Genomic DNA, 22,300 nt, shown 5'->3' on the forward strand with positions numbered 1-22,300 from the left:
AGGGTGGCAATGCGCCTGGCATCGCCACCCTGTTTTCGTTTTTGAACAGGTTGTTTCCCCGCATGTCTTCGGTCTCCACTTCCGGCGTCCAGATCCGCTCTCGCCGTCGCGCGCTGCGTGAAACGGTTGAGCTGCTGTCGTCGATGCGCTTCGCGATCAGCCTGCTGACGGTGATTGCCATTGCCAGCGTGATCGGCACGGTGCTCAAGCAGAACGATCCGTACCCGAACTACGTCAACCAGTTCGGGCCGTTCTGGGCCGATGTGTTCCGCTCTCTGACGCTGCCCACCGTTTACAGCGCGTGGTGGTTTCTTCTGATCCTGGCGTTCCTGGTGGTGTCGACGTCGCTGTGCATCGTGCGCAATGCCCCCAAAATGCTCGCCGACATGCGCTCCTGGCGCGAGAACGTGCGCGAAGGCAGCCTGCGGGCGTTCCATCATCGGGACGAATTCGATTCGTCCGTGGATACGGCGACCGTGACCGCGCGTCTGGCCGCACTCGCGCAGAACCGCGGTTTCCGCATCAAGGCGTTCGCGCGCGAGGGTGGCGCCACGCTCATTACGGCAAAGGCGGGGGCAGGCAACAAGATCGGCTACATCCTGGCGCACACGGCCATCGTCGTGATCTGCATCGGCGGCTTGCTCGACGGCGACATGATGATCCGCGCGCAGATGTGGTTTGGCGGCAAATCGCCCATCAAGGGCAATGCGGTCATCAGCGATATCGGCCCGGAGCATCGGCTGTCGACATCGAACCCAGGATTCCGCGGCAACGCCTTCGTGCCGGAAGGCTCGACCGTCAGCACGGCGATTCTGAACATCGCCGACGGCGCGCTGATCCAGGACCTGCCGTTCATGATCACGCTCAAGAAGTTCACGTCGAGCATTACTCGACCGGCATGCCTAAGCTATTCGCCAGCGACATCGTCGTGACCGACCGCCGCACCGGCAAGCACACCGCAGCGCGTGTGGAGGTCAACAAGCCGTTCGTCTATGACGGCGTGGCGATCTACCAGTCGAGCTTTGAAGATGGTGGCTCGAAACTCAAGCTGACCGGCTACCCGATGCGCGGCGACAACCCCAAGACATTCGACATGTCGGGCGTCGTGGGCGAAAGCTCGAAACTCACCGGCAAAGGCGGCGACTACACGGTCGAGTTTTCCGACTTCCGCCTGATGAATGTGGAAACGGTGACCGACGCCTCGGGCAAGCAGGACGCGCGCGGTGTCGGCAAGAAGGGCGGTGCGGAAAATGGTCTGCGCGCGGAGCTGGGCAACGTCACCAAGATGACGCGCGACCGCGATCTGCGCAACGTCGGCCCCTCCGTGCAGTACAAGCTGCGCGACGCCAATGGCCAGGCACACGAATTCAGCAACTACATGCTGCCCGTCACGCTCGATGGGCAATCGGTGTTCCTGGCGGCATGCGTTCGCAGCCGGACGAGCCGTTCCGCTATCTGCGCATTCCTGCCGATGCGCAAGGCACCGTCGCCGACTGGATGCGCCTGCGCGCGGCGCTGCAGAATCCGGCGATGCGCGGCGAAGCGGCACGCCGGTTTGCGCTGCTCTCCATGCCCGGCGAGCAGCGCGCGGAGTTGCGCAACCAGCTGATGGAAAGCGCCCGTCGCGCGCTCGACCTCTTTGCCGGCGCTGCCGATGCCAAGGACGGCGCCTCCGCCGGTGCGCAGGGTGGTTTTGCGGCGGTCGCCACGTTCCTGCAGAAATCGGTGCCCGAAGGCGAGCGCGAGAAAGCTGCCGATGTGCTGATGAAGATCATCAACAGCTCCATGTGGGAGCTGTGGCAACTCGCCCGCGCGCAGGATGGCTTGCCGGCACCCACCGTGGACGCCGCCAGCAGCCAGTGGTTGCAGAGCGCCATCAACGCGCTGTCGGACAACGTCTTCTACGGCGCACCGGTCTATCTGCAGTTGAACGACTTCCAGCAGGTACAGGCCAGCGTGTTCCAGCTCACACGTGCGCCGGGCAAAAACATCGTGTATCTTGGGTCGTTGCTGCTGGTGCTGGGCGTGTTTTCGATGTTCTACGTGCGTGAGCGCCGCTGGTGGCTGTGGATTCGGCCGCAATCCGGCCAAGCCAACGAAAGCGCTTCCGGCGCACATGTGCTGACCGCCATGTCGACCATGCGCCGCACGCTCGACTTCGACCGCGAGTTCGAGCGCCTCAAGCACGATATCCGTGCCGCGGCAGGCGCCCCAGCCGCACCCGATGCCGCCACTGCAGCGAGCGTCGACCCCAAACCAACGAAGTGAGCAGGTGATGGAAGCGACCAATCCCCAAACGACCGTGGCGAGCGCTGATCTGGGTGCGCTTGAGCGCCCGTCGTATTTCCGCCGCCTGGGCTGGTTTGACTGGCTGTTTGCTGCAATGCTGGCCGCAGGCGCCGGTTACGCCTTCTCGCGCTACGGCGCCTATATGGACGGCTACGAGCGCGGCATTCTCGTTGCCGCCGTGCCCGCGTTCGCATGGCTTGGCTGGACGTGGAAGCCGGTGCGCGTGCTCATGATCGGCATCGCCGTGTTGTCGCTGTTCGGCATCTCGCAATACGCTGGCGCCAATGGCCCGGACCTCGCCCGCGCCGAGCACGCCTTCTTCCTGAAGTACTTCCTCGCCAGCCAGTCGGCCATCCTGTGGATGAGTGCGCTGATCTTCCTGTCCACGCTGTTTTTCTGGACTGGGCTGGCGCTGCGCTGGGAAGCGGGCGGGGCCATCGGCAGCAAGCTGTGCTGGGCAGCGGCGGTGCTGGGCCTGACCGGCATGCTTGTGCGGTGGTACGAGTCGTACCTTGTCGGTGCCGACATCGGCCACATCCCCATCTCGAATCTGTACGAGGTGTTCATCCTCTTCACGCTGATCACCTCGCTGTTCTATCTGTACTACGAGCAACGCTATAAGACGCGTGCGCTGGGTCCGTTCGTGATGCTGGTGGTCTCGGCGGCGGTGGGCTTTCTGCTGTGGTACACGGTGTCGCGCGGCGCGCAGGAGATACAGCCGCTGGTGCCGGCGTTGCAGAGCTGGTGGATGAAGATTCACGTCCCCGCCAATTTCATCGGTTACGGCACGTTCGCCCTGTCGGCCATGGTGGGTGCGGCTTATCTGTTGAAGGAGCGCGGCGTGCTGGCCGATCGTCTCCCCTCGCTCGAGGTGTTGGACGATGTGATGTACAAGGCCATCACCGTCGGCTTTGCGTTCTTCACGATCGCCACGATCCTCGGTGCGCTGTGGGCGGCCGACGCCTGGGGCGGCTACTGGAGCTGGGACCCGAAGGAAACATGGGCGCTGATCGTTTGGCTGAACTACGCCGCGTGGCTGCACATGCGCCTGATGAAGGGACTGCGCGGGCGCATGGCCGCCTGGTGGGCGTTGATCGGCCTGCTTGTGACGACGTTCGCCTTCCTGGGCGTGAACATGTTCCTCTCGGGCCTGCACAGCTACGGCGAGCTGTAAGCCGTCAGTCACAAAAAAATCTCAGCGGACTGGAATAAAGACGCGCCTGGCGTGTTTACTGCTCAGTGAGGGCGCGATCGGCGTGCCCCTCCATCCAAGGAGAACAAGATGAGCCAGTCCACAACTTCCCCGAAGTGGTTCAACTCGCGCACGGCTATGGCCGGCGCCGCGCTGCTCGCCGCCCTCGGTTTGGCCGGCTGCAGCGGCATGGGCATGGGGGCATCGTCCACGCCGTCCGCCGTGAAGGTGACCAACGGCACGCTGACGGATCAACACGGCATGGCGCTCTACACGTTTGACCGTGACGCCACGGCCGGCAAGAGCGCCTGCAACGGCAAGTGCGCCGAGAACTGGCCGCCGCTGGCTGCCAATGACGCCGACAAGCCATCCGGCGACTACACCATCATCACGCGCGACGACGGCAAGAAGCAGTGGGCCTATCGCGGCAAGCCGCTTTACCTCTGGACCAAGGACAAGATGCCGGGCGACCAGACTGGCGACGGCTTCATGAACGTTTGGCACGTCGCCAAGCCGTAAGCACGCCGCCCTCGCTCGCGCCCACATGTCCGATCTGGCCGGCCGGCTGATTGCGCTCACGCCACGCCTGCGTCGCCACGCGCGCGGGCTCGTGCGTGACGCCAGTGGTGCCGACGACCTCGTCCAGGACACGCTGGAGCGCGCGTGGCGCTACCGCTGGCGCTTCCAGTTGCGCCCCAGGCTGGGGCCGCTAGGCCAGATCGGCGCCAAGGGCGATAGCGATGGGCTGTTTGCCTGGCTGCTGACCATCATGCATCGGCTGCACCTGAATGCCGTGCGCAGGCCCGATCGGATCGAGCTGAGCGACGCACCCCCCGAGATTCCCGTTGATGATGACCCCGGCTTGCGCCGCGACTTGCTGCGCGCCCTGGCGACCCTACCGGAAGATCAGCGTGCGGTATTGCTGCTGGTCGGCCTGGAGCAGTTCGCCTATAAGGACGCCGCCGACGTGCTGGGCGTGCCGGTGGGCACGGTGATGTCGCGGCTGTCGCGGGCGCGCGAGCGGATGCGTGCCGCGCTCGAGGCAGCGCCCGCCGCATCGAGCGCGTTTGCGGCGTCCGGCGATGGCGGCAGCGCAACGCTGCACCGCGTGAAGTGAGGCTGGCCATGTCCTCCAATTCCATTCATATCGACGAACTGCATGCGTATGCCGACGGCCGCTTGCCAGCCGCGCGCCGTGCTGCCGTGGAGGCTTATCTTGCCGCGCACCCCGGCGCGGCTGCCGAAGTCGCCGGGTGGCGCAAGATCGACGCGGAATTGCATCGCGCGCTTGATCCGCTGCTGAACGAACCGGTGCCGCGGCGCAGCATTCCGGCGGAAATCCTCGCGGCGGCGCGGCGTCCGACCTCAACCGGTTTTGGTGCGATGCGCGGCTGGAGTGTCGCGGCGCTGGGCGTGGCTTGCCTGGCCATTGGCTCGGGCGCCGGCTGGCTTGGCCGAGGAGCGGCTGAGCGCACCCCGCCCATGCAACGTTTCGCCAACGATGCACTCGTATCGCACGTCGTCTTTTCTCCCGAGTCGAAACACATGGTGGAAGTGCCGGCTGATGAAGAGGCGCATCTCGTCACATGGTTGTCGCGCCGGCTCGACGCACAGTTGCGCGTTCCCGACCTGACGTCGCTTGGCTACCGGCTCATCGGCGGCCGGCAGACGGTGGTGGCGGACGCGCCGACGGCCATGCTGATGTACGAGGGGCCGGGCGGCACGCGTATCTCCGTGCAGTTGCGGCGCATGCCGAACAATCGCGATACCGGTTTCCGTCTTGAGAAGCTTGCTCCCGACAACCGCGTGCTGCAGGCGATCCATCCTGTGGGCGACCATCCGCCACCGATGGCGTTCTACTGGGCTGACCACGGCCTGGGGTTTGCGGTCGCTGGCCCTCTTGCGCGGGCGCAGTTGCTGGAAGTGGCGCAAGTCGTCTTTCGACAATACAGCGAATTCACAGGGCCGGCGGGGCGCAGGGAATAGCACTCCATTTTTTTCGCCGCGCGCTGTCAGGTCGGCAGCGCTGGCACGACCAACGCACATGGGACAGCGTGCCCGCACAACGAGGACCACGAATCATGTTGATCAAGACTGACCGCTGGCTGCGTGGCGAGGACATCCCCGCTGGCGAGATCACGCCGCAGCACATCTTCGAGCAGCGCCGCCGCTTCTTGGCCGCTGCCGCCATGGGTGCGGCCGGCGCGACGCTGGCGCCGTGGGCATCGCGCGAGGCCTTTGCCGCCAACCCTTCGCTGGCCAAGTTGCCCGGCAAGCCGAATCCTGCGTACACGACCGTGGAGAAAGCCACCCCGTACGAACAGGTCACCACGTACAACAACTTCTACGAGTTCGGCACCGACAAGGCCGATCCGGCGCGCTATGCAGGCACGCTGCGCCCGCACCCCTGGCAAGTCAGCGTGGAAGGCTTGGTGAAGACGCCCAAGACCTACGACCTGGACGACCTGATGAAGCTCGCGCCGATGGAAGAGCGCGTCTACCGCCTGCGTTGCGTCGAGGGCTGGTCGATGGTCATTCCGTGGGTGGGTTTTCCGCTGGCCGAGCTGATCAAGCGGGTGGAACCTCAGGGCAGCGCCAAGTATGTCCAATTCATCTCGTTGGCCGACAAGCGCCAGATGCCCGGCATCAGCAGCCCCGTGCTGGAGTGGCCGTACAGCGAAGGCCTGCGCCTGGACGAGGCGATGCATCCCTTGGCATTGCTCACCTTTGGCCTCTACGGCCAGGTGTTGCCGAATCAAAACGGTGCGCCGGTTCGCGTGATCGTGCCGTGGAAGTATGGCTTCAAGAGCGCGAAGTCCATCGTCAAGATCCGCTTTGTCGACAAGCAGCCCCCGACGAGCTGGAACCTTGCCGCGGCCAACGAATACGGCTTCTATTCCAACGTGAACCCGACCGTGGACCATCCGCGATGGAGCCAGGCCACCGAGCGCCGTATCGGCGAGGACAAAGGCGGCTTCGGCGGCCTGTTCGCGCCCAAGCGCAAGACGCTGATGTTCAACGGCTATGAGCAGGTCGCGCCGCTTTACGCAGGCATGGACCTGCGCAAGAACTTCTGAGGGCGACATGACACTGCTGCCGCCGATGTTGGCGCCCAAGCCATTGCGTGTGGTGAAGGCGATCGCATGGATCGTGGCGCTGCTGCCGTTCCTGCGCATCGTCTTCCTGGGCGCGACAGACCAGTTCGGGGCCAACCCTCTGGAGTTCGTCACGCGCTCGACCGGTACGTGGACGCTGGTGCTGCTCTGCTGCACGCTGGCCATCACGCCGCTGCGCCGCATCACGGGCATGAACTGGCTGATCCGGCTTCGCCGCATGCTCGGGCTGTACACGTTCTTCTACGGCACGATCCACTTCCTGATCTGGTTGCTGGTCGATCGCGGGCTCGACCCAGCGTCGATGTTGAAGGACATCGTCAAGCGGCCCTTCATCACCGTAGGCTTTGCGGCCTTCGTGCTGATGATTCCGCTGGCCGCCACGTCGACCAACGCGATGGTGCGCAGGCTCGGCGGCAAGCGTTGGCAGTGGCTGCACCGGCTTGTCTACGTGACGGGCGTGCTCGGCATCCTGCACTACTGGTGGCACAAGGCCGGCAAGCATGACTTTGCCGAGGTGTCGATCTACGCCGCAGTGATGGCGGTGCTGCTCGGGCTGCGGGTGTGGTGGGCTTGGCGCTCGCCGCGCAGTGCGATGGCCGGAGGAGCGATGCCGGCGCGTGATTGATACCGGTCGCGCCCACAAAAAAGCCGACGTTGACGCGTCGGCTTTTTCTTTGCGATGCGGGCTTACGCCGGGAACAGATGCTCGCCGCGGATCAGGTCTTCAAAGCACTCGCGCTCGCGCGCCAGATGGACTTTGTCGCCATCGACGATGACTTCTGCTGCGCGATTGCGCGTGTTGTAGTTCGAACTCATCGTGAAGCCGTATGCACCCGCCGACAGGATCGCCAGCACGTCGCCCGGCTGCACCGCCAGCGAACGGTCGCGGCCCAGCCAGTCGCCGGATTCGCACACCGGGCCCACCACGTCGTACACGACCGGCGCGCTCTGGCTTTCGCGCACCGGCACGATGTGGTGATACGCCTCGTACATCGCAGGGCGGGCGAGGTCATTCATCGCCGCATCGACGATGCAGAAGTTCTTGCTCGCGCCGGGCTTGAGGTATTCGACGCGCGTGAGCAGCAGGCCGGCGTTGCCCACCAGCGAGCGGCCGGGTTCGAACAGCACGGTGCGATCGCCGAAGCCGCGTTGCTCGACACGGTCCAGCAGCGTGCGCGCAAAGGCGGTGATGTCCGGCGGCGTCTCGTCCGTGTAGGTGATGCCCAAGCCGCCGCCCACATCGATGTGCGACAGGCGGATGCCCTCGGCGTCGAGCTGCGTCACCACGTCGAGCACCTTGTCGAGCGCATCCAGATACGGCGACACCTCGGTGATCTGCGAGCCGATATGGCAGTCGATGCCGACCACGCGCAGGTTCGGCATCGCAGCCGCCGCGCGGTAGGTCGGCAGCACTTCGTCAAACGCCACGCCGAACTTGTTGCCCTTCAGGCCCGTCGAGATATACGGGTGCGTCTTGGCATCCACGTCCGGGTTGATGCGCAGCGACACGGGCGCGACCTTACCCATCGAGGCGGCCACGTCGTTCAGGCGGTGCAGCTCGGGAATCGACTCCACGTTGAAGCACGCCACGCCGACTTCCAGCGCGAAACGCATTTCGTCCGCGCTCTTGCCCACGCCCGAGAACACCACCTTCGAGGCCGGCGCACCGGCGGCCAGCACGCGCTTCAGTTCGCCGGCGGAAACGATGTCAAAGCCGGCGCCCAGCTGTGCGAACACCTGCAGCACGGCCAAGTTGGAGTTGGCTTTCATGGCGTACTGCACATGTGCGTTGCGGCCCTCGCACGCGGCGGCGTAGGCGCGATAGTTGGCCGTGAGCGCGGCGCGCGAGTACACGTAGGTGGGCGTGCCGAACTGCGCGGCAATCGCATCCAGCGCGACGCCTTCGATCATCAGCGCGCCTTCCTGGCGAATCAGGGACTCGGACATGAGTGGGAACATTCTGGGCCTCGCCCCGGATAAGGGCGGTGCCGGTTGAGCAAAAAGGACCGGATCAGCGGTTCGCGGGCACCGCGCTGGCCGCATCTGCGGCTGCGGGTTTGGCGCCCGGCACCGGCGGCTGCGGCACGGCGTTGGGGCCGGCGATACCGGGGTCGGCGGTTTGCGGCGCGGTCGGCGCCGGCGGCACCTTGGGCATGTACAGCGGCCCGCGAATCCCGCAGCCGGATAGGCCTGCGACCGTCAGGGTCAGGCCGACAGTGGCTACAATGGCGGCGGTTCGTATCATCGGATGATGGTGCAGAAAGGATGCCCCAGGGGTGTGGCCCTTGCGGCGATCGGAGTCATATGGGACGAGGCGCCTGCTGGTCAGGACGGGCCGGAAAGGGCCGCCACGCAACGTCCGCGCAAGATTTTGGAGTGTAGCATGCCCCCCCTGAGCGAATCGGAGTTCCTGGCGCTGGCCGAGGCGGAACTCAGCCGCATCGAAAGCATCGTTGAAACGGCGGCCGACGAGGCTGATGCCGACATCGAGGTCAACCGCACCGGTAACGTGCTCACCCTCGAATTCGACGATGGCTCCAAGATCATCATCAACAGCCAGGCGCCGATGCAGGAGCTGTGGGTGGCGGCGCGTGCGGGCGGTTTCCATTTCCGCCGCGGCGACGACGGCCGCTGGGTCGATACGCGGAGCAAGGAAGAGCTGTATGTGGCGCTCTCGCGCTATGTCAGCCAGCAAAGCGATGTGGATGTGACATTGGCGGCCGGCTGAGCGCAGCGTTCTCGTCGGATGCCAAATTAAAAGCCGCCCCGAAGGGCGGCTTTTTCATGGGCGCGACGTTCAGTTGCCGCGGAACATGTCGAGAATCTTCTGTTTCTCCTGTTCCTGCGTCGGCGCCAGGTTGATGCCAGGCTGTTGTGACGGGTCGCCGCCCGGTGCGGAAGCTCCCGGCATCGCATCGCCCAGGCCCACCGACGCCACGCCCTGACCGTTGGCGTATTCCTCGTAGGCCCAGTCGCCGGCCATCTGCACGACGCCTTCGGGCGGCTGGCGCTCGGTCTGCGGCTCGCCCTTGAGCGCGTAGCTCATGTAGTTGATCCAGATCGGCAGGGCAAGGCCGCCACCGGTTTCACGATCCCCGAGGCTGCGGGGGTTGTCGTAGCCCATCCAGGCCACGCCGACCAGCTTGGGCGTGTAGCCGCAGAACCACGCGTCGAACGAGTCGTTGGTGGTACCGGTCTTGCCGGCCATGTCGTTGCGGCCCAGCTTGACCTTGGCCTGGTAGCCCGTGCCGTTCGACACCACGCTGCGCAGGAGCGAATCCATGATGAAGTCGTTGCGCGGATCGATCACTCGCACGGCATCCTTGCCGGCGGTCATCGGATGGCTTTGCTGCACGACCGTGCCGCGCGCGTCGACCACGCGATCGATGATGTACGGGTTCACGCGGTAGCCGCCGTTGGCAAACACCGAGTAGCCGCTCGCCATCTGCAACATCGTGACCGAGCCGGCGCCCAGCGCCATGGGCAGATAGGCCGGGTGCCGATCGGCGTCGAAGCCGAAGCGGGTGATGTATTGCTGCGCGTACTGGGTACCAATCGCCCGCAGGATGCGCACCGACACCAGGTTCTTCGACTTCTGCAGCGCGCGGCGCATCGTCATCGGGCCGTCATAGCCGCCGCCGTAGTTTTTCGGTTCCCACACCTGGCCACCGGTGTCGCCGGTCGGGATGGAGAGCGGCGCGTCGTTGATGACCGTGGACGGCGAGAAACCCTTGTCCACCGCCGCCGAATAGATGAACGGCTTGAAGCTCGAACCCGGCTGGCGCCAGGCCTGCGTGACGTGGTTGAACTTGCTGCGGTTGAAATCGAAGCCGCCAACCATGGAGTAGATCGCGCCCGTCTGCGGATCGAGCGAGACGAAGCCCGAGGCCACTTCCGGCAGCTGCGTGATCGACCACTTCTGCGTCTTCGTGTCCTGGATCACACGGATCACCGCGCCTGGGCGCAATTTGATCTTGGGCTGGGCATTGTTCGACAGCGCGGCCTGTGCAAAGCGCAGCCCGTCGCCGGACAGATCGATCGTCTCACCGGTCAGCATCGTCGCGCGCACCAGCTTGGGCGTCACGCTCACCACCACGGCGGACTGCAGATCGTCGCTGTTCGGATGTTCGAGCAGGGCGTCGTCGATGGCCTGCTCGCGCTCTTCGGCATCGGAGGGCAGGTCGATGAAGGCTTCCGGGCCGCGATAGCCGTGACGGCGCTCGTAGTCGAGAATGCCTCGGCGCACGGATTGATACGCCACGTCCTGGTCGGCCTTGCGCAGCGTCGTGTAGACGTTCAGGCCGCGCGTGTAGGTTTCTTCGCGGTATTGCGCATACATGAGTTGGCGCACCATTTCGGCCACGTACTCGGCGTGCACGTCGAACTCATGGCCTTCGCCACGCACCGGCAGTTGCTCATTGATGGCCTGGGTGTACTGCTCGGGCGTGATGTAGTGCAGGTCGCGCATGCGCTGCAGGATGTATTCCTGACGCACCTTGGCGCGCTTCGGGTTCACCACCGGGTTGTACGCCGACGGCGCCTTGGGCAGGCCGGCCAGCATGGCCGCTTCGGCCAGGGTGATGTCCTTGATGTTCTTGCCGAAGTAAATCTGCTCGGCGCTGGCGAAGCCGTACGCGCGCTGACCCAGGTAGATCTGGTTCATGTAGAGCTCGAGGATCTGATCCTTTGTCAGGCTCGCCTCGATCTTGTACGACAGCAGCATCTCGTAGATCTTGCGCGTGTAGGTCTTCTCGCTCGACAGGAAGAAGTTGCGCGCCACCTGCATCGTGATCGTCGACGCGCCTTGCGACAGGCCGCCGTGCAGGTTCGCCAGGCCAGCGCGCAGTACGCCGATGAAGTCGACGCCGCCGTGCTCGTAAAAGCGGTCATCCTCGATGGCCAGCACCGCGCGTTTCATCACGTCCGGCATCTGCGTGATCGGCACGAAGCTGCGGCGCTCCTCACCGAATTCCCCAATGAGGACGTTGTCGGCGGTGTAGACACGCAGCGGAATCTTCGGGCGGTAATCGGTGATGGCGTCAAGCGACGGCAGATTGGGCGCGGCGACGAGCAGGGCATAGCCCAGCAGCAGCGCCCCGACGACCCCCATTGCAACGAACAGGCCAAGCATCCAGAGAAGCAATCGCGCCCACAGCGGGCGGCGGGCTTTAGGCGGCTTGGGCGAAGCTGGGGTGGTTTGGGCAGTAGCCATTACAGGTGGGCACCGGGGGTGTCAGTCAGCGTGGCGGCGATTATATCGTCGCGGCTTCGGGGGTCTGGCCGCACTGGACGTAACAACGCGTAACCACTGTCCCGTCAGGGCACCGCTGCGCACTTGTGCGCCGCGTCATGCATGTTGCGCGGGCGGATTGTGCGCTCGCCGCACCCTGATTCAAGGCGGCTAAGAATCGGCCGTTAGAAGTAGACGGAGCGGAAATCAAGTCAGACGAAAGGGGTATCCCCCGACCGTGGGGTTTTGACAACGCTTTGGGAAGGGCATGGCGCGAAATGCATCGCGGTCTGCCTGAGCGTTTGCCTGTTCTAAAGGATTTTGTGAGAATCCAGCAGCAAATCTAAGCAGGCTATGGCGCACGTTGGATTTGCGACGGGCGCCAGGGTTCAAAAAACTATAAACGGTGGGGTGTCTCTGTGCGACGGGGTTTGTTGTCCGGCCTGCTGCGCCGCAATATCGTCGGGATAGATATCGGGTCTTCCAGCGTCAAGGTGGTGGAGTTGTCCGCCAACGGCAAGCAGGGAGATTTCCGTCTCGAAAAATGCGCCAGCGAGCTGATTGAACGCAGTGCCGTCGCTGACGGCAATCTGGTGAATATCGATGCGGTGGGGAGTGCGCTCAAGCGCGCCATCGCCAAGGCCGGCATTCGCGGTAAGGAAGCCGTGCTTGCCATTCCGGCCAGCCTGACGGAATCGCAAACCGTCAGCCTGCCCGACAACCTGACCGAAGACGAGCTCTTCGTGCAGGTGGAGAGCGAAGCCAACCGGCTGTTTCCGCCCTCGCAAAACGTCAATTTCGACTATGTCGTGATCGGTCCGTCCGAAACCGAAGGCGGGATCGGCGTGCGCGTCACGGCAACGGTGTCCGAGCGTGTGACCGAGCGTGTGACCGCCGCCGAGATGGCCGGTCTGAAAGCGATCGTCATGGACGTGGAGGAAAACGCCATCCAGCGCGCCATGACACACATGCTGGCCGTCAAGCCGGACGCCACCGAAACCGAGACGCGCGACATGCCCGTCGTGGCGATGTTCCACCTGGGCGGTGCGCGCTCGCACGCATTGTTCTACCAGGGCTGGAAGGAGTTGTACGAGCAGCCGATGTCGGGCTCGGGCGACCAGCTTACGCAGAGCATTTCCCGTCTGTTCTCCCTCGATCTGCTCAAGGCCGAGGTGAAGAAGCGCAAGAACACGCTGCCCGACGAGTACCGCAGCCAGCTGCTCAAGCCCTCGCTTGAGACGCTGGCCATGGAAGTCGGTCAGGCCATCCAGAACTTCCTGTCGACCTCGAGCGTCGGCCGCGTCGACGAGATCGTGCTGTCGGGCGGCCACGCATCGTTGCTCGGTGTGCAGACCGCGATCCAGCAGCAGACGCAGATCAACACGACGCTGGCCAATCCGTTCGCCAACATGGGCGCGGCCAAGAACGTCAACGCGCGCTATCTGCAGCGCGATCTGCCGGCCTACATCGTCAGCGCGGGCCTCGCCCTGCGCGGGCTGCAATAAGGAGCTGACGATGGCCAATGAAAGCGCGAATGCCGTGAATGCGCTCCCCAGCGTCAACCTGCTGCCGTATCACGCAGAGCGACGCGCCGGTAAGCGCAAGAAAGTCTTCATGAGCCTGGGCGGCGCCGCCGTTGCGGGCGCGGTGGTGGTGTTTCTGGGTGGCATGGTGATCGATCACCAGACCGAAGAGGCACAACGCATCAACGACATCCTCACGCAGAAGAACGCGGAGATGGACAAGCAGATCGCCGAAGTCAATACCCTCAAGAAGGACATCGACGACCTGCTGCAGCGGCAGCAAGCGGTGGAAAGCCTGCAGAACCAGCGCAACCGCCCGGTGCAGTTGCTCGAAGAGCTCGTGCGCCAGGTGCCGGACGGCATCTACCTCACGTCGCTCAAGCAGGATGGCGACCGTTACACCGTATCCGGTGTGGCGCAGTCCAACGAGCGCGTGTCGGACCTGCTGCGCAATCTGGGCGCCGTGCCCTGGCTTGATCATGCTGAGCTGGGCGAATCGGTGGCTACCACCATGACGAACAACCTGAAGGAACAGCGCCGCCTGTTCAACTTCACGATCCGCTTCCAATGGAAGGCCGAGCCGGCAGCGCCGGCCAAGCCGGGTGCGGCCACGGCGGGGAAATAACCATGGCGCTCTCGACCGAAATTTCGCTGGAAGACTTGGTCAGCCAGTTCCGCGGCCTGAACCTGAATGAGCCGGAAACGTGGCCGATGGCGCCGCGCATCCTGTTCATGGTTCTCTCCGCCGTGCTGGTGATCGGACTGGGCTGGCAGTTCTACTGGAGCGGCAAGTTTGACGAGCGCGACGCCAAGCGTACCGAACAGGACAACCTGAAGTCGGCATACCAGAGCAAGCTTGCGCAGGTGGTGAACCTCGAAGCGCTGCGCAAGCAGAAGGCTGAGGTGGAGCAGCGTGTCGCGAAGCTGGAGCTGCAACTGCCCAACAAGACCGAGATGGATGCTCTGTTGGCCGATGTCAACCACGCCGGTATCGCCCGTGGGCTGACCTTCGACCTGTTCCGTCCCGCTGGTGCGGTGATCAAGCCCTACTACGCCGAGATCCCGGTGGCGGTGAAGGTGAATGGTCGCTATCACGACATGGCGCTCTTTGCTGCCGATGTGGCGGCGCTGTCGCGCATCGTCACGCTGCAGAACATCTCGCTGACGGGCACCAAGGATGGTGGCATGGTGATGGAAACGCGTGCTGAGGCCTACCGGGCGCTCGACGCCGACGAGCAGGCTGCCCAGCGCAAGGCGAATGCAGCCGCCAAGGGAGGCGCCAAATGAGGGGCCGCACCATGAGCCGTCGTCGCATGTCGCACGTTCTGCGTCTGTCGCCGCTGTGCCTGGCCGTCGTGCTGACGGCTTGCGGCGCAAGCGAGGACGATGAATTGCAGCAATGGATGCAGCAAGCGCGCCAGAGCGTCAGTACGACCGTGCCGCCGCTGCCCGAGCCCAAGCCTTACGCGCCGCGCGAATACACGACCACCAAGCAGACTGATCCGTTCAGCGTGCAGAAGGTGGCAGAACTGTCGCGCGCGCAGAACGAATCGCCGGAACCGAATCGCCGTCGCGAGCCGCTGGAAGACTATCCGCTGGAAGCCTTCAAGCTGGTCGGGACGATGAAGCGCAATGGCGAGACGGAAGGTGTCCTGTCTGTCGGGGACAAGACGCAGCATGTGCATGTGGGGCAGTACATCGGACAAAACTATGGTCGCATCGTCCGCATCGGAGACCAGGAACTCACCCTGCGTGAGCTGGTGCGCGAAGGCACGACCGAATGGAAAGAAAAAATGACGACCCTGAAAGTTCAGGAGAGCGCGCAATGACGATGCGTCTTGTGAAGGGCGGCCTCTCGCAGGCAGCCCGAGTGGCCCGGGGGGGCGCGGTGGCATGGCTTTCGCTGTGCCTGTTCATGGTGGCTGGTCAGGCTGTCGCTCAGCAGGCCGCGCCTGCGGTGGCCGTCTCCGGCAACACGATCGAAAAGGTGGAGCAGGCCACGGCCGGCGAATCCACCGTGGTGACGGTCACGCTCAAGAGCGCGCCGACGCAGAAGCCGGTGGAGTTCAGCACGCAGCAACCTGCGCGCATCGCCATCGACTTCTTCGGGGCGAGCTTCGCGCAAGGCCGCGCCAATTACCAATACGGCGGCAAGCTGCTGCGCTCGGCGAACGTCGTGCAGATCGGCGACCGTACCCGCGTCGTGCTCGACTTGTCGCGCCAGACGCAATACAAGTCGGAAGTGCGCGGTAACCAGTACGTGCTGACGCTGGAAGCTGCGCCGGTGGCGGCGGCTGTCGCGGCGCCGACGTTCTCGGCGCCGACGCCCGTCGCTGGCGCCGAGCGTCCGGCGGTGCGCAACGTTGATTTCCGCCGCGGCGAGGATCTCGCCGGTCGTGTGGTGGTCGACCTGTCGACCGCCAACTCGGCGATCAACATCGCCCAGCAAGGTCAGAACCTTGTCGTCGATTTCGTCGGTGCGACGCTGCCGCAGTCGCTGCGTCGCCGCTATGACGTCAGCGATTTCGGCACGCCGGTGCAGGCCATGCGCGCCACCGACAACGGCACTGGCGCACGCCTGATCATCGAGCCGCGCGGCAACTGGCAGTACAGCTCTTACCAGACTGACACGCAGTTCGTCGTGGAAGTGCGCCCCACCAAGGAAGACCCGAACAAGCTGATTTCCGGCCCGGGCTACCGTGGCGAGCGCCTGTCGCTGAACTTCCAGAACATCGATGTACGTTCGTTGCTGCAGGTCTTCGCAGACTTCACGAACCTCAACATCGTCACCAGCGACAGCGTGACGGGCACCCTTTCGCTGCGTCTGAAGGATGTGCCGTGGGATCAGGCCCTGCAGATCGTGCTGGATTCGAAGGGTCTGGCGTCGCGTCGCAACGGCAACGTGCTGTGGGTTGCGCCGCGCGGTGAGCTGGCCACGAAGGAAAAGGCGGAGCTTGAGTCGCAGCAGCAAGTGACCGAGCTGGAGCCGCTGCGCAGCCAAGTGTTCCGCTTGAACTATCAGAGCGCTGGCGATGTGCGAAACATGCTGCTCGGCACTGGGGCTGCCGGCGGGGCAGGTGGTGCTGCTGGCGGTACGACTTCTCGGATTCTGTCCAAGCGCGGCTCGCTCACGGCGGATACGCGTACGAACCAGCTGTTCGTCTCGGACATCCCGAGCAAGTTGGAGGAAGTGCAGGCGTTCCTGCTGAAGATCGACATTCCGGTCCGTCAGGTGATGATCGAGGCGCGCATCGTCGAGGCGGACGACACGTTCAGCCGCAACCTCGGCGCGAAACTGGGCTTTGCCTCCAAGACCAACGGTGCCGGTTATGGCAATACCTACACCAACGTGGTGTCGCCTGTGACGCAAAACGCCACGTGGGACAACAGCCCCGCGATCAGCTTCCCCGCCAATGGCATTAATGGTGTGAACGCGGCCAGCGTGGCCGTGAGCCTGTTCAATGCCGGTGCCGGCCGCTTCCTGGCGCTGGAGCTGTCTGCGCTGGAGGCTGACGGCCGCGGCAAGATCGTCTCCAGCCCGCGTGTCGTGACTGCTGACAACATCAAGGCGCTGATCGAGCAAGGTACTGAGATTCCGTACCAACAGGCGACGTCTTCCGGTGCGACTTCGGTGCAGTTCAAGAAGGCCAACCTGAAGCTGGAAGTGACGCCCAAGATCACGCCGGACGGCAACATCTTCCTGGATGTGGACGTCAACAAGGACAGCGTGGGTATCCAGACCACCAACGGTTTCGCCATCGACACCAAGCACGTGCAGACGCAAGTGTTGGTGGAGAACGGCGGCACGGTCGTGATCGGTGGTATCTACACGCAGAATGAGCGGACCGACATCAACAAGGTGCCGCTGCTGGGCGACATTCCGGTGCTGGGCAATCTGTTCAAGAGCACCAACAAGATCAACAACCGCACGGAGTTGCTGGTCTTCCTGACCCCGCGCGTGCTGTCCGACCAACTGTCGCTGAAGTAAGCCGCGGCGGCGTCGCCATCTGAAAGCCCGGCCTCCCGAGTGGAGCGCCGGGCTTTTTTGTGTCCTGCGACCGGGTTTGCGCAGGATGGTGACCAAATGCCACTACAATCAAGCTCAAATTCCTGATTTCACGCGATTTTGTCTGTTTCGAACGTTTTTTTCGTCGGCTTGATGGGCGCGGGCAAGACCACGGTCGGCCGGGCGGTGGCGCGTCGGCTCGATCTGCCGTTCTTCGACTCCGATCATGAGATCGAAGCACGCTGCGGCGTGCGCGTGCCCGTCATTTTCGAGCACGAGGGCGAAGTGGGTTTCCGCGACCGCGAAACCCACATGATCGACGAGCTGACCGCGCGCGATGGCGTGGTCATCGCCACGGGCGGCGGCGCCGTGTTGCGGGCCGAAAACCGGGCGTTCCTGCGCGAACGCGGTACGGTGATCTACCTGCGCGCCAATCCGCATGACCTGTATTTGCGCACGCGCCACGACAAGAACCGGCCGCTGCTGCAGACAGAAAACCCGCGCGCCAAGCTCGAGGAACTGCATGCGATCCGCGATCCGCTGTACCGTGACGTGGCGCATTTCGTCATCGAAACCGGCAAGCCCACCGTCGCGCAGCTTGTTAATATGGTCCTGATGCAACTCGAAGTGGCCGGCATTGTGGCTCCGCCCGCAGGCTCGTCCACCTCCTCGCAAGTCTCCTCTCAGTCATGATTACCGTTGATGTTGACCTTGGCGATCGCGCCTATCCGATCCATATCGGCTCGGGGCTGCTGTCCAGAGCTGAGTTGTTCGCTCCACACATTCGCGGCGCGCGTGCCGTGATCGTCACCAACGAGACCGTCGCACCGTTGTATGCGGCGAAGATCGAAGCGGCCATCCGTTCCCTTGGCAAAGCGGTCGACACGGTCGTGCTGCCTGATGGCGAATCGTTCAAGAAGTGGGACACGCTCAACCGCATCTTTGATGCGCTGCTGACGGCAGGCGCGGACCGCAAGACCACGCTCATCGCCCTTGGTGGCGGCGTGGTCGGCGATATGACCGGCTTTGCCGCTGCCTGCTACATGCGCGGCGTGCCGTTCATCCAGGTGCCGACGACGCTGCTGTCGCAGGTCGATTCCTCGGTGGGCGGCAAGACGGGCATCAACCACCCGCTGGGCAAGAACATGATCGGCGCGTTTCACCAGCCGCAGGCGGTGCTGGCCGATATCGATACGCTGCTCACCTTGCCGGCACGCGAGCTCGCTGCCGGCATGGCCGAGGTGATCAAGCACGGTGCGATTGCCGATGCCGGTTACTTCGCCTGGATCGAGCAGAACATCAAGGGCCTCAATGCCTGCGATACCGACCTGATGGCCGAAGCCGTGCGCGGCTCGGTGCGCATCAAGGCGGCTGTCGTGGCGCAGGACGAGCGCGAAACCGGCCTGCGAGCCACTCTCAATTTCGGCCATACCTTTGGTCACGCCATCGAGGCAGGCCTCGGCTACGGCGAGTGGCTGCACGGCGAGGCGGTCGGCTGCGGCATGGTGATGGCGGCGGACCTCTCGCATCGTCTGGGCTTCATTGACATCGACACCCGCAACCGGATCACTGCGCTCACGCGTGCGGCGGACCTGCCGACGGTAGCGCCGGACCTCGGCGTTGATCGCTTCATCGAGCTGATGCGCGTCGACAAGAAAGCCGAAGCCGGCGAGATCAAATTCGTGCTGCTGCGCAAGCTGGGCCAGGCGTTTGTGACCACGGTGCCCGATGCCGACTTGCGCGCCACCTTGCAGCACGCCGTGCTGCGACCACCCACCGAAGCGCCCGTCGCCTGAGACAAGACGAGATGGCCCGATGAACGACCGATTTGATGTGCCGTCCGCGCCGTTCGATCTCGAAGGCCCTCTCGCTCCCTACGCCGCGCATTCGGCGCAGACGCGCGGCCGCGTACACGTCGAGCCCCCGTCCACGTCGCGCACCGAGTTCCAGCGTGACCGCGATCGCATCATCCACAGCACCGCTTTCCGCCGGCTTGAATACAAGACGCAGGTCTTCGTGAACCACGAGGGCGACTTGTTCCGGACGCGGCTCACGCACAGCCTTGAGGTCGCGCAGATTGCCCGTTCGATCGCGCGCAGCCTGCGTCTGAACGAGGATCTCGTCGAAGCGATTTCGTTGGCACATGATCTGGGCCACACGCCGTTTGGCCATGCCGGGCAGGATGCGCTCAACGATTGCATGAAGCCGTACGGCGGCTTCGAGCACAACCTGCAAAGTCTCCTCGTGGTCGACCGGCTGGAAGAGCGCTACGGCGGTTTCGACGGGCTGAACCTGACGTTCGAAACGCGCGAGGGCATCCTCAAACATTGTTCCCGCAATAACGCGGCGACGCTGGGTGACCTGGGGCGGCGCTTTCTCGAGCGGCAACAGCCTTCGTTGGAAGCGCAGCTTGCCAACCTCGCCGATGAGGTCGCGTACAACAACCATGATATCGACGACGGCCTGCGCTCCGGCCTGATCACGCTGGAGCAACTCGAAGACGTGCCGCTGTGGGCCGTCCACCGGCGCGAAGCCGAGGCGGCGTTTCCGGACGTCAGTGGCCGACGCCTGATCAACGAAACCATTCGCCGCATGATCAACGCGCTGATCGTCGATCTGATCGGCACCACGCGCGCGGGCATCGCTGAAGTCGCGCCGCAATGCATCGACGATGTGCGTGCCGCGCCGGCGCTCGTTGCGTTCTCAGATCCGATGCGCGAAGAGGCGCGCGCGCTCAAGCGGTTCCTGTTCGATAACCTGTATCGGCATTACCTCGTGATGCGCATGGCCGCGAAGGCTCGCCGCATCATCGACGATCTGTTCCGCGCCTTCATGGATGACCCGCGCCTGCTGCCGCCGCAATACCAGGCGAAAGCCAACCCTGAAGAGCAGCCGCGCTGGATTGCGCATTACATCGCTGGCATGACGGATCGTTACGCCATCAAGGAGCATCGCCGCATCTTTGCTGTGGATGCGGTTTGAGCGACGGCGGCTTCGGTCGCGCCGCAACCCGCGCGCGGAGCTTGCCAACGATTTGGCATCAGCAGCTCTAAACCGAGCGCCCAAAAAAAATGCCCGGCCGCCCCAACGCATGCCGGGCCGAACGCGCCAACCACCGCCGACGAGCGCCCCCGCCGTCGACGGCCCCTGCGGCACGTCGGTAAAAGTCGATCAGGACAGTGTCAGTTCGCTGATCGTCCTCCCTTAAAAGCGATAGCCCAGGCCAATGCCCAGCAGCCACGGGTCAACCTTGACCTTGCTGATGGTCTGGCCGGCCATCTTCACGTCGGCGCTGATCCAGGTCTTTTTCAGGTCGACGTTGAAGTAGAGGCGTTCCGTCAGGCGGTAGTCGAAACCTGCCTGCAGCGCGGGACCGAAGCTGTTCTTGCTGAGATCCAGCGGACCCACGCCCGGCACCTGCAGATTCACATTCGAAATGCGCGTGTAGTTGATGCCCGCACCCACGTACGGCTTGAAGCGCGACTCGGGCGTGAAGTGATACTGCATCGTCAAAATCGGTGGCAGGTGGCGGAAATTGCCGATCTTGGTCGGGCCGCCCAGCGCGCTTTGCATGACGGTCACGTCGTGCTGTTGCGGGTAGGTCAGGATCAGCTCGGCCGCGAGGTGCGGTGTAAAGAAGTACGAAATGTCCAGCTCAGGCAGGACCTTGTTGTTGATCTGGATCGCGTCAGCCGGAATGGCCAGCGCAGGTACCGCGTCGGATTTGTTGGCGGCTGTCAGGTTGACGGCGCGCAGGCGCACCATCCAGTTGCCGGTGGCCGGCGCCAAATCTGCGCTCTGCGCAAAGGCGGTCTGGCTGAATCCGGCGGCAAGCATGCCGGCGGCTACAGCAACAACGGCTAGGCGGTGAAAAGCCATGAATCGCTCCCTCTCGTGTTGTCTCGTGATGTGATGGAAGCCAGTCTCGCGGGGAAGTCGCCCAGCCGATTTGCTCGGGATCAAGTTCTACCTGTCGTGGGTGGCATGTAAGGCCGCTGATTTGACGGCACGCAAACTCCGCCGTCGCATCTCCGCGACAGCCGCCATGCAAGCGTTTGCCTACTGAAAATTGGGGACAGGTTCGCGGCGTTCAGGCTACGATGGCGTTTTTCATTGTGCTGCTTCCTTCATGGCCCGCCTGCCTCGCCTCAGTCCAACCGACGTTCCCGTGCACGTGTTGCAGCGCGGCAACAATCGCCAAGCCGTCTTTCGTGGTGACGAGGACTACGCGTTCTACCTCGACACGTTGCGCATGGCGGCGCGCGAGCATGACTTCGCGATCCATGGTTTCTCGCTGATGCCGAATCACGTCCATCTGGTCGGCACGCCCAAGGTGGCGGAAAGCCTTTCGCGCACGCTGCAGGCGGTCGGGCGACGCTACACGCGTTACTTCAACGCCGCCGCCGATCGGAGTGGAACGCTGTGGGAAGGGCGTTTCCGCTCGACCGTGCTGGACCCCGCCGAGTGGGTGCTGCCGATCCTGCTGTATGTGGAGTCGAACGCCGTGCGCGCGGGCCTCGTCAGCACGCCGGAAGAAGACCGATGGAGCACGTACCGTCACCACGTCGGCATCCAATCGATCCCGTGGGTGAGTGACCACTATTGCTATTGGCGGCTCGGCAATACGCCGTTCGAGCGCCAATCACGCTACCGGACCTTGTGGCATGAAGGTCTGGGCTCGGACCAGCTTGCACAGATTCGCCAGCACGTGCACAGCGGCTGGCCGCTTGGCAATGAGGCGTTTCTGGCAACACTCGCGCGCACCGGAGGCCGTCGCGTCGCGCCATTGCCCAAGGGTCGGCCGCCGCGCCAACACGAAGAAGCGGGATCGGAAAGCGCCGCGCATACCGAATAAGGGATGGTGGCGCAGTGATGCATGGTCCGCACCGTTGCAGTCGAATTTAATCTGTCCCCATTAATAAACCCGCACTGATGTCGTGCATT

At 64.0% G+C, this 22,300-nt stretch carries 20 protein-coding genes and 1 pseudogene; 17 read left to right on the top strand and 4 right to left on the bottom strand.

Annotation, left to right across the window (positions count from 1 at the left end):
• The first annotated feature begins 62 nt into the window (after window positions 1-62).
• The 7 genes and pseudogenes from FUT88_RS11175 to msrQ all read left to right on the top strand — a co-directional run bounded on the left by FUT88_RS11175 (window position 63) and on the right by msrQ (window position 7,222).
• A pseudogene (locus FUT88_RS11175) lies at window positions 63-2,268 on the top strand (cytochrome c biogenesis protein ResB).
• A 7-nt stretch (window positions 2,269-2,275) separates the two neighbouring features.
• Window positions 2,276-3,463 (top strand): c-type cytochrome biogenesis protein CcsB, encoded by a 1,188-nt coding sequence (ccsB, locus tag FUT88_RS11180; protein WP_147215102.1) that lies wholly within the window; start codon window positions 2,276-2,278, stop codon window positions 3,461-3,463.
• A 108-nt stretch (window positions 3,464-3,571) separates the two neighbouring features.
• A complete protein-coding gene (locus FUT88_RS11190) occupies window positions 3,572-4,000 on the top strand; it encodes an ATP-binding protein (RefSeq protein WP_147215104.1) in 429 nt (142 codons plus the stop codon).
• A gap of 25 nt (window positions 4,001-4,025) precedes the next feature.
• A complete protein-coding gene (locus tag FUT88_RS11195; RefSeq protein WP_147215105.1) occupies window positions 4,026-4,598 on the top strand; it encodes an RNA polymerase sigma factor in 573 nt (190 codons plus the stop codon).
• Between the two features lie 8 nt (window positions 4,599-4,606).
• The gene (locus FUT88_RS11200) at window positions 4,607-5,467 is read left to right on the top strand and encodes an anti-sigma factor family protein (RefSeq protein ID WP_147215107.1); all 861 of its coding nucleotides are present in this window, start codon (window positions 4,607-4,609) and stop codon (window positions 5,465-5,467) included.
• 95 nt (window positions 5,468-5,562) lie between these two features.
• On the top strand, window positions 5,563-6,558 hold the full coding sequence (gene msrP, locus FUT88_RS11205) for a protein-methionine-sulfoxide reductase catalytic subunit MsrP (protein WP_147215109.1): 996 nt from the start codon (window positions 5,563-5,565) through the stop codon (window positions 6,556-6,558).
• Between the two features lie 7 nt (window positions 6,559-6,565).
• The gene (msrQ, locus tag FUT88_RS11210; RefSeq protein ID WP_147215111.1) at window positions 6,566-7,222 is read left to right on the top strand and encodes a protein-methionine-sulfoxide reductase heme-binding subunit MsrQ; all 657 of its coding nucleotides are present in this window, start codon (window positions 6,566-6,568) and stop codon (window positions 7,220-7,222) included.
• 62 nt (window positions 7,223-7,284) lie between these two features.
• Here the strand turns inward: msrQ and lysA are convergent, their stop codons facing one another.
• Both lysA and lptM read right to left on the bottom strand, forming a co-directional pair.
• Window positions 7,285-8,544: a diaminopimelate decarboxylase gene (lysA, locus tag FUT88_RS11215; protein ID WP_147215113.1), complete on the bottom strand. Its 1,260-nt coding sequence runs from the start codon at window positions 8,542-8,544 to the stop codon at window positions 7,285-7,287.
• A 64-nt stretch (window positions 8,545-8,608) separates the two neighbouring features.
• Window positions 8,609-8,842 (bottom strand): LPS translocon maturation chaperone LptM, encoded by a 234-nt coding sequence (lptM, locus tag FUT88_RS11220; RefSeq protein WP_147215115.1) that lies wholly within the window; start codon window positions 8,840-8,842, stop codon window positions 8,609-8,611.
• 138 nt (window positions 8,843-8,980) lie between these two features.
• On the opposite strand from lptM, the gene cyaY reads away from it, so the two are divergent.
• The gene (gene cyaY, locus FUT88_RS11225; RefSeq protein WP_102067435.1) at window positions 8,981-9,325 is read left to right on the top strand and encodes an iron donor protein CyaY; all 345 of its coding nucleotides are present in this window, start codon (window positions 8,981-8,983) and stop codon (window positions 9,323-9,325) included.
• Between the two features lie 69 nt (window positions 9,326-9,394).
• On the opposite strand, the gene FUT88_RS11230 is transcribed toward cyaY, so the two are convergent.
• Window positions 9,395-11,809, bottom strand: a complete 2,415-nt coding sequence (locus tag FUT88_RS11230) for a penicillin-binding protein 1A (RefSeq protein ID WP_147215116.1) — start codon at window positions 11,807-11,809, stop codon at window positions 9,395-9,397.
• Window positions 11,810-12,261: 452 nt separating this feature from the next.
• Here FUT88_RS11230 and pilM point away from each other — a divergent pair, with 452 nt between their 5' ends.
• The 8 genes from pilM (at window position 12,262) to FUT88_RS11270 (ending at window position 20,338) form a co-directional block, all read left to right on the top strand.
• Entirely contained in the window at window positions 12,262-13,332 is a 1,071-nt protein-coding gene (pilM, locus tag FUT88_RS11235) for a type IV pilus biogenesis protein PilM (RefSeq protein WP_186829286.1), read from the top strand.
• Window positions 13,333-13,342: 10 nt separating this feature from the next.
• The gene (locus FUT88_RS11240; RefSeq protein ID WP_147215120.1) at window positions 13,343-13,975 is read left to right on the top strand and encodes a PilN domain-containing protein; all 633 of its coding nucleotides are present in this window, start codon (window positions 13,343-13,345) and stop codon (window positions 13,973-13,975) included.
• A 2-nt stretch (window positions 13,976-13,977) separates the two neighbouring features.
• Complete coding sequence (locus FUT88_RS11245) at window positions 13,978-14,637, top strand: type 4a pilus biogenesis protein PilO (protein WP_147215122.1); 660 nt, start codon at window positions 13,978-13,980, stop codon at window positions 14,635-14,637.
• Window positions 14,634-15,179 (top strand): pilus assembly protein PilP, encoded by a 546-nt coding sequence (locus FUT88_RS11250; RefSeq protein ID WP_147215124.1) that lies wholly within the window; start codon window positions 14,634-14,636, stop codon window positions 15,177-15,179. Before FUT88_RS11245 ends, FUT88_RS11250 begins: the two co-directional genes overlap by 4 nt.
• Before the next feature lie 2 nt (window positions 15,180-15,181).
• Window positions 15,182-17,338 carry a temperature dependent type IV pilus secretin PilQ gene (gene pilQ / locus FUT88_RS11255; protein ID WP_325205667.1) on the top strand — a complete coding sequence of 719 codons (2,157 nt, stop codon included), beginning with the start codon at window positions 15,182-15,184 and terminating at the stop codon, window positions 17,336-17,338.
• A gap of 138 nt (window positions 17,339-17,476) precedes the next feature.
• Window positions 17,477-18,049, top strand: coding sequence for a shikimate kinase (locus tag FUT88_RS11260; RefSeq protein WP_027680248.1), 573 nt, complete (start codon window positions 17,477-17,479; stop codon window positions 18,047-18,049).
• Window positions 18,046-19,152, top strand: coding sequence for a 3-dehydroquinate synthase (gene aroB / locus FUT88_RS11265; protein WP_147215128.1), 1,107 nt, complete (start codon window positions 18,046-18,048; stop codon window positions 19,150-19,152). The genes FUT88_RS11260 and aroB overlap by 4 nt, the downstream gene beginning before the upstream one ends.
• A 19-nt stretch (window positions 19,153-19,171) precedes the next feature.
• Entirely contained in the window at window positions 19,172-20,338 is a 1,167-nt protein-coding gene (locus tag FUT88_RS11270; RefSeq protein WP_147215130.1) for a deoxyguanosinetriphosphate triphosphohydrolase, read from the top strand.
• Window positions 20,339-20,560: 222 nt separating this feature from the next.
• On the opposite strand, the gene FUT88_RS11275 is transcribed toward FUT88_RS11270, so the two are convergent.
• Complete coding sequence (locus FUT88_RS11275; RefSeq protein WP_147215133.1) at window positions 20,561-21,235, bottom strand: OmpW/AlkL family protein; 675 nt, start codon at window positions 21,233-21,235, stop codon at window positions 20,561-20,563.
• A 250-nt stretch (window positions 21,236-21,485) separates the two neighbouring features.
• On the opposite strand from FUT88_RS11275, the gene FUT88_RS11280 reads away from it, so the two are divergent.
• Window positions 21,486-22,211, top strand: coding sequence for a transposase (locus tag FUT88_RS11280; protein WP_147215135.1), 726 nt, complete (start codon window positions 21,486-21,488; stop codon window positions 22,209-22,211).
• The last annotated feature ends 89 nt before the right edge of the window (window positions 22,212-22,300 follow it).

It is taken from the genome of Ralstonia sp. TCR112 (assembly GCF_007997035.1).
Lineage (GTDB): Bacteria > Pseudomonadota > Gammaproteobacteria > Burkholderiales > Burkholderiaceae > Ralstonia > Ralstonia edaphi.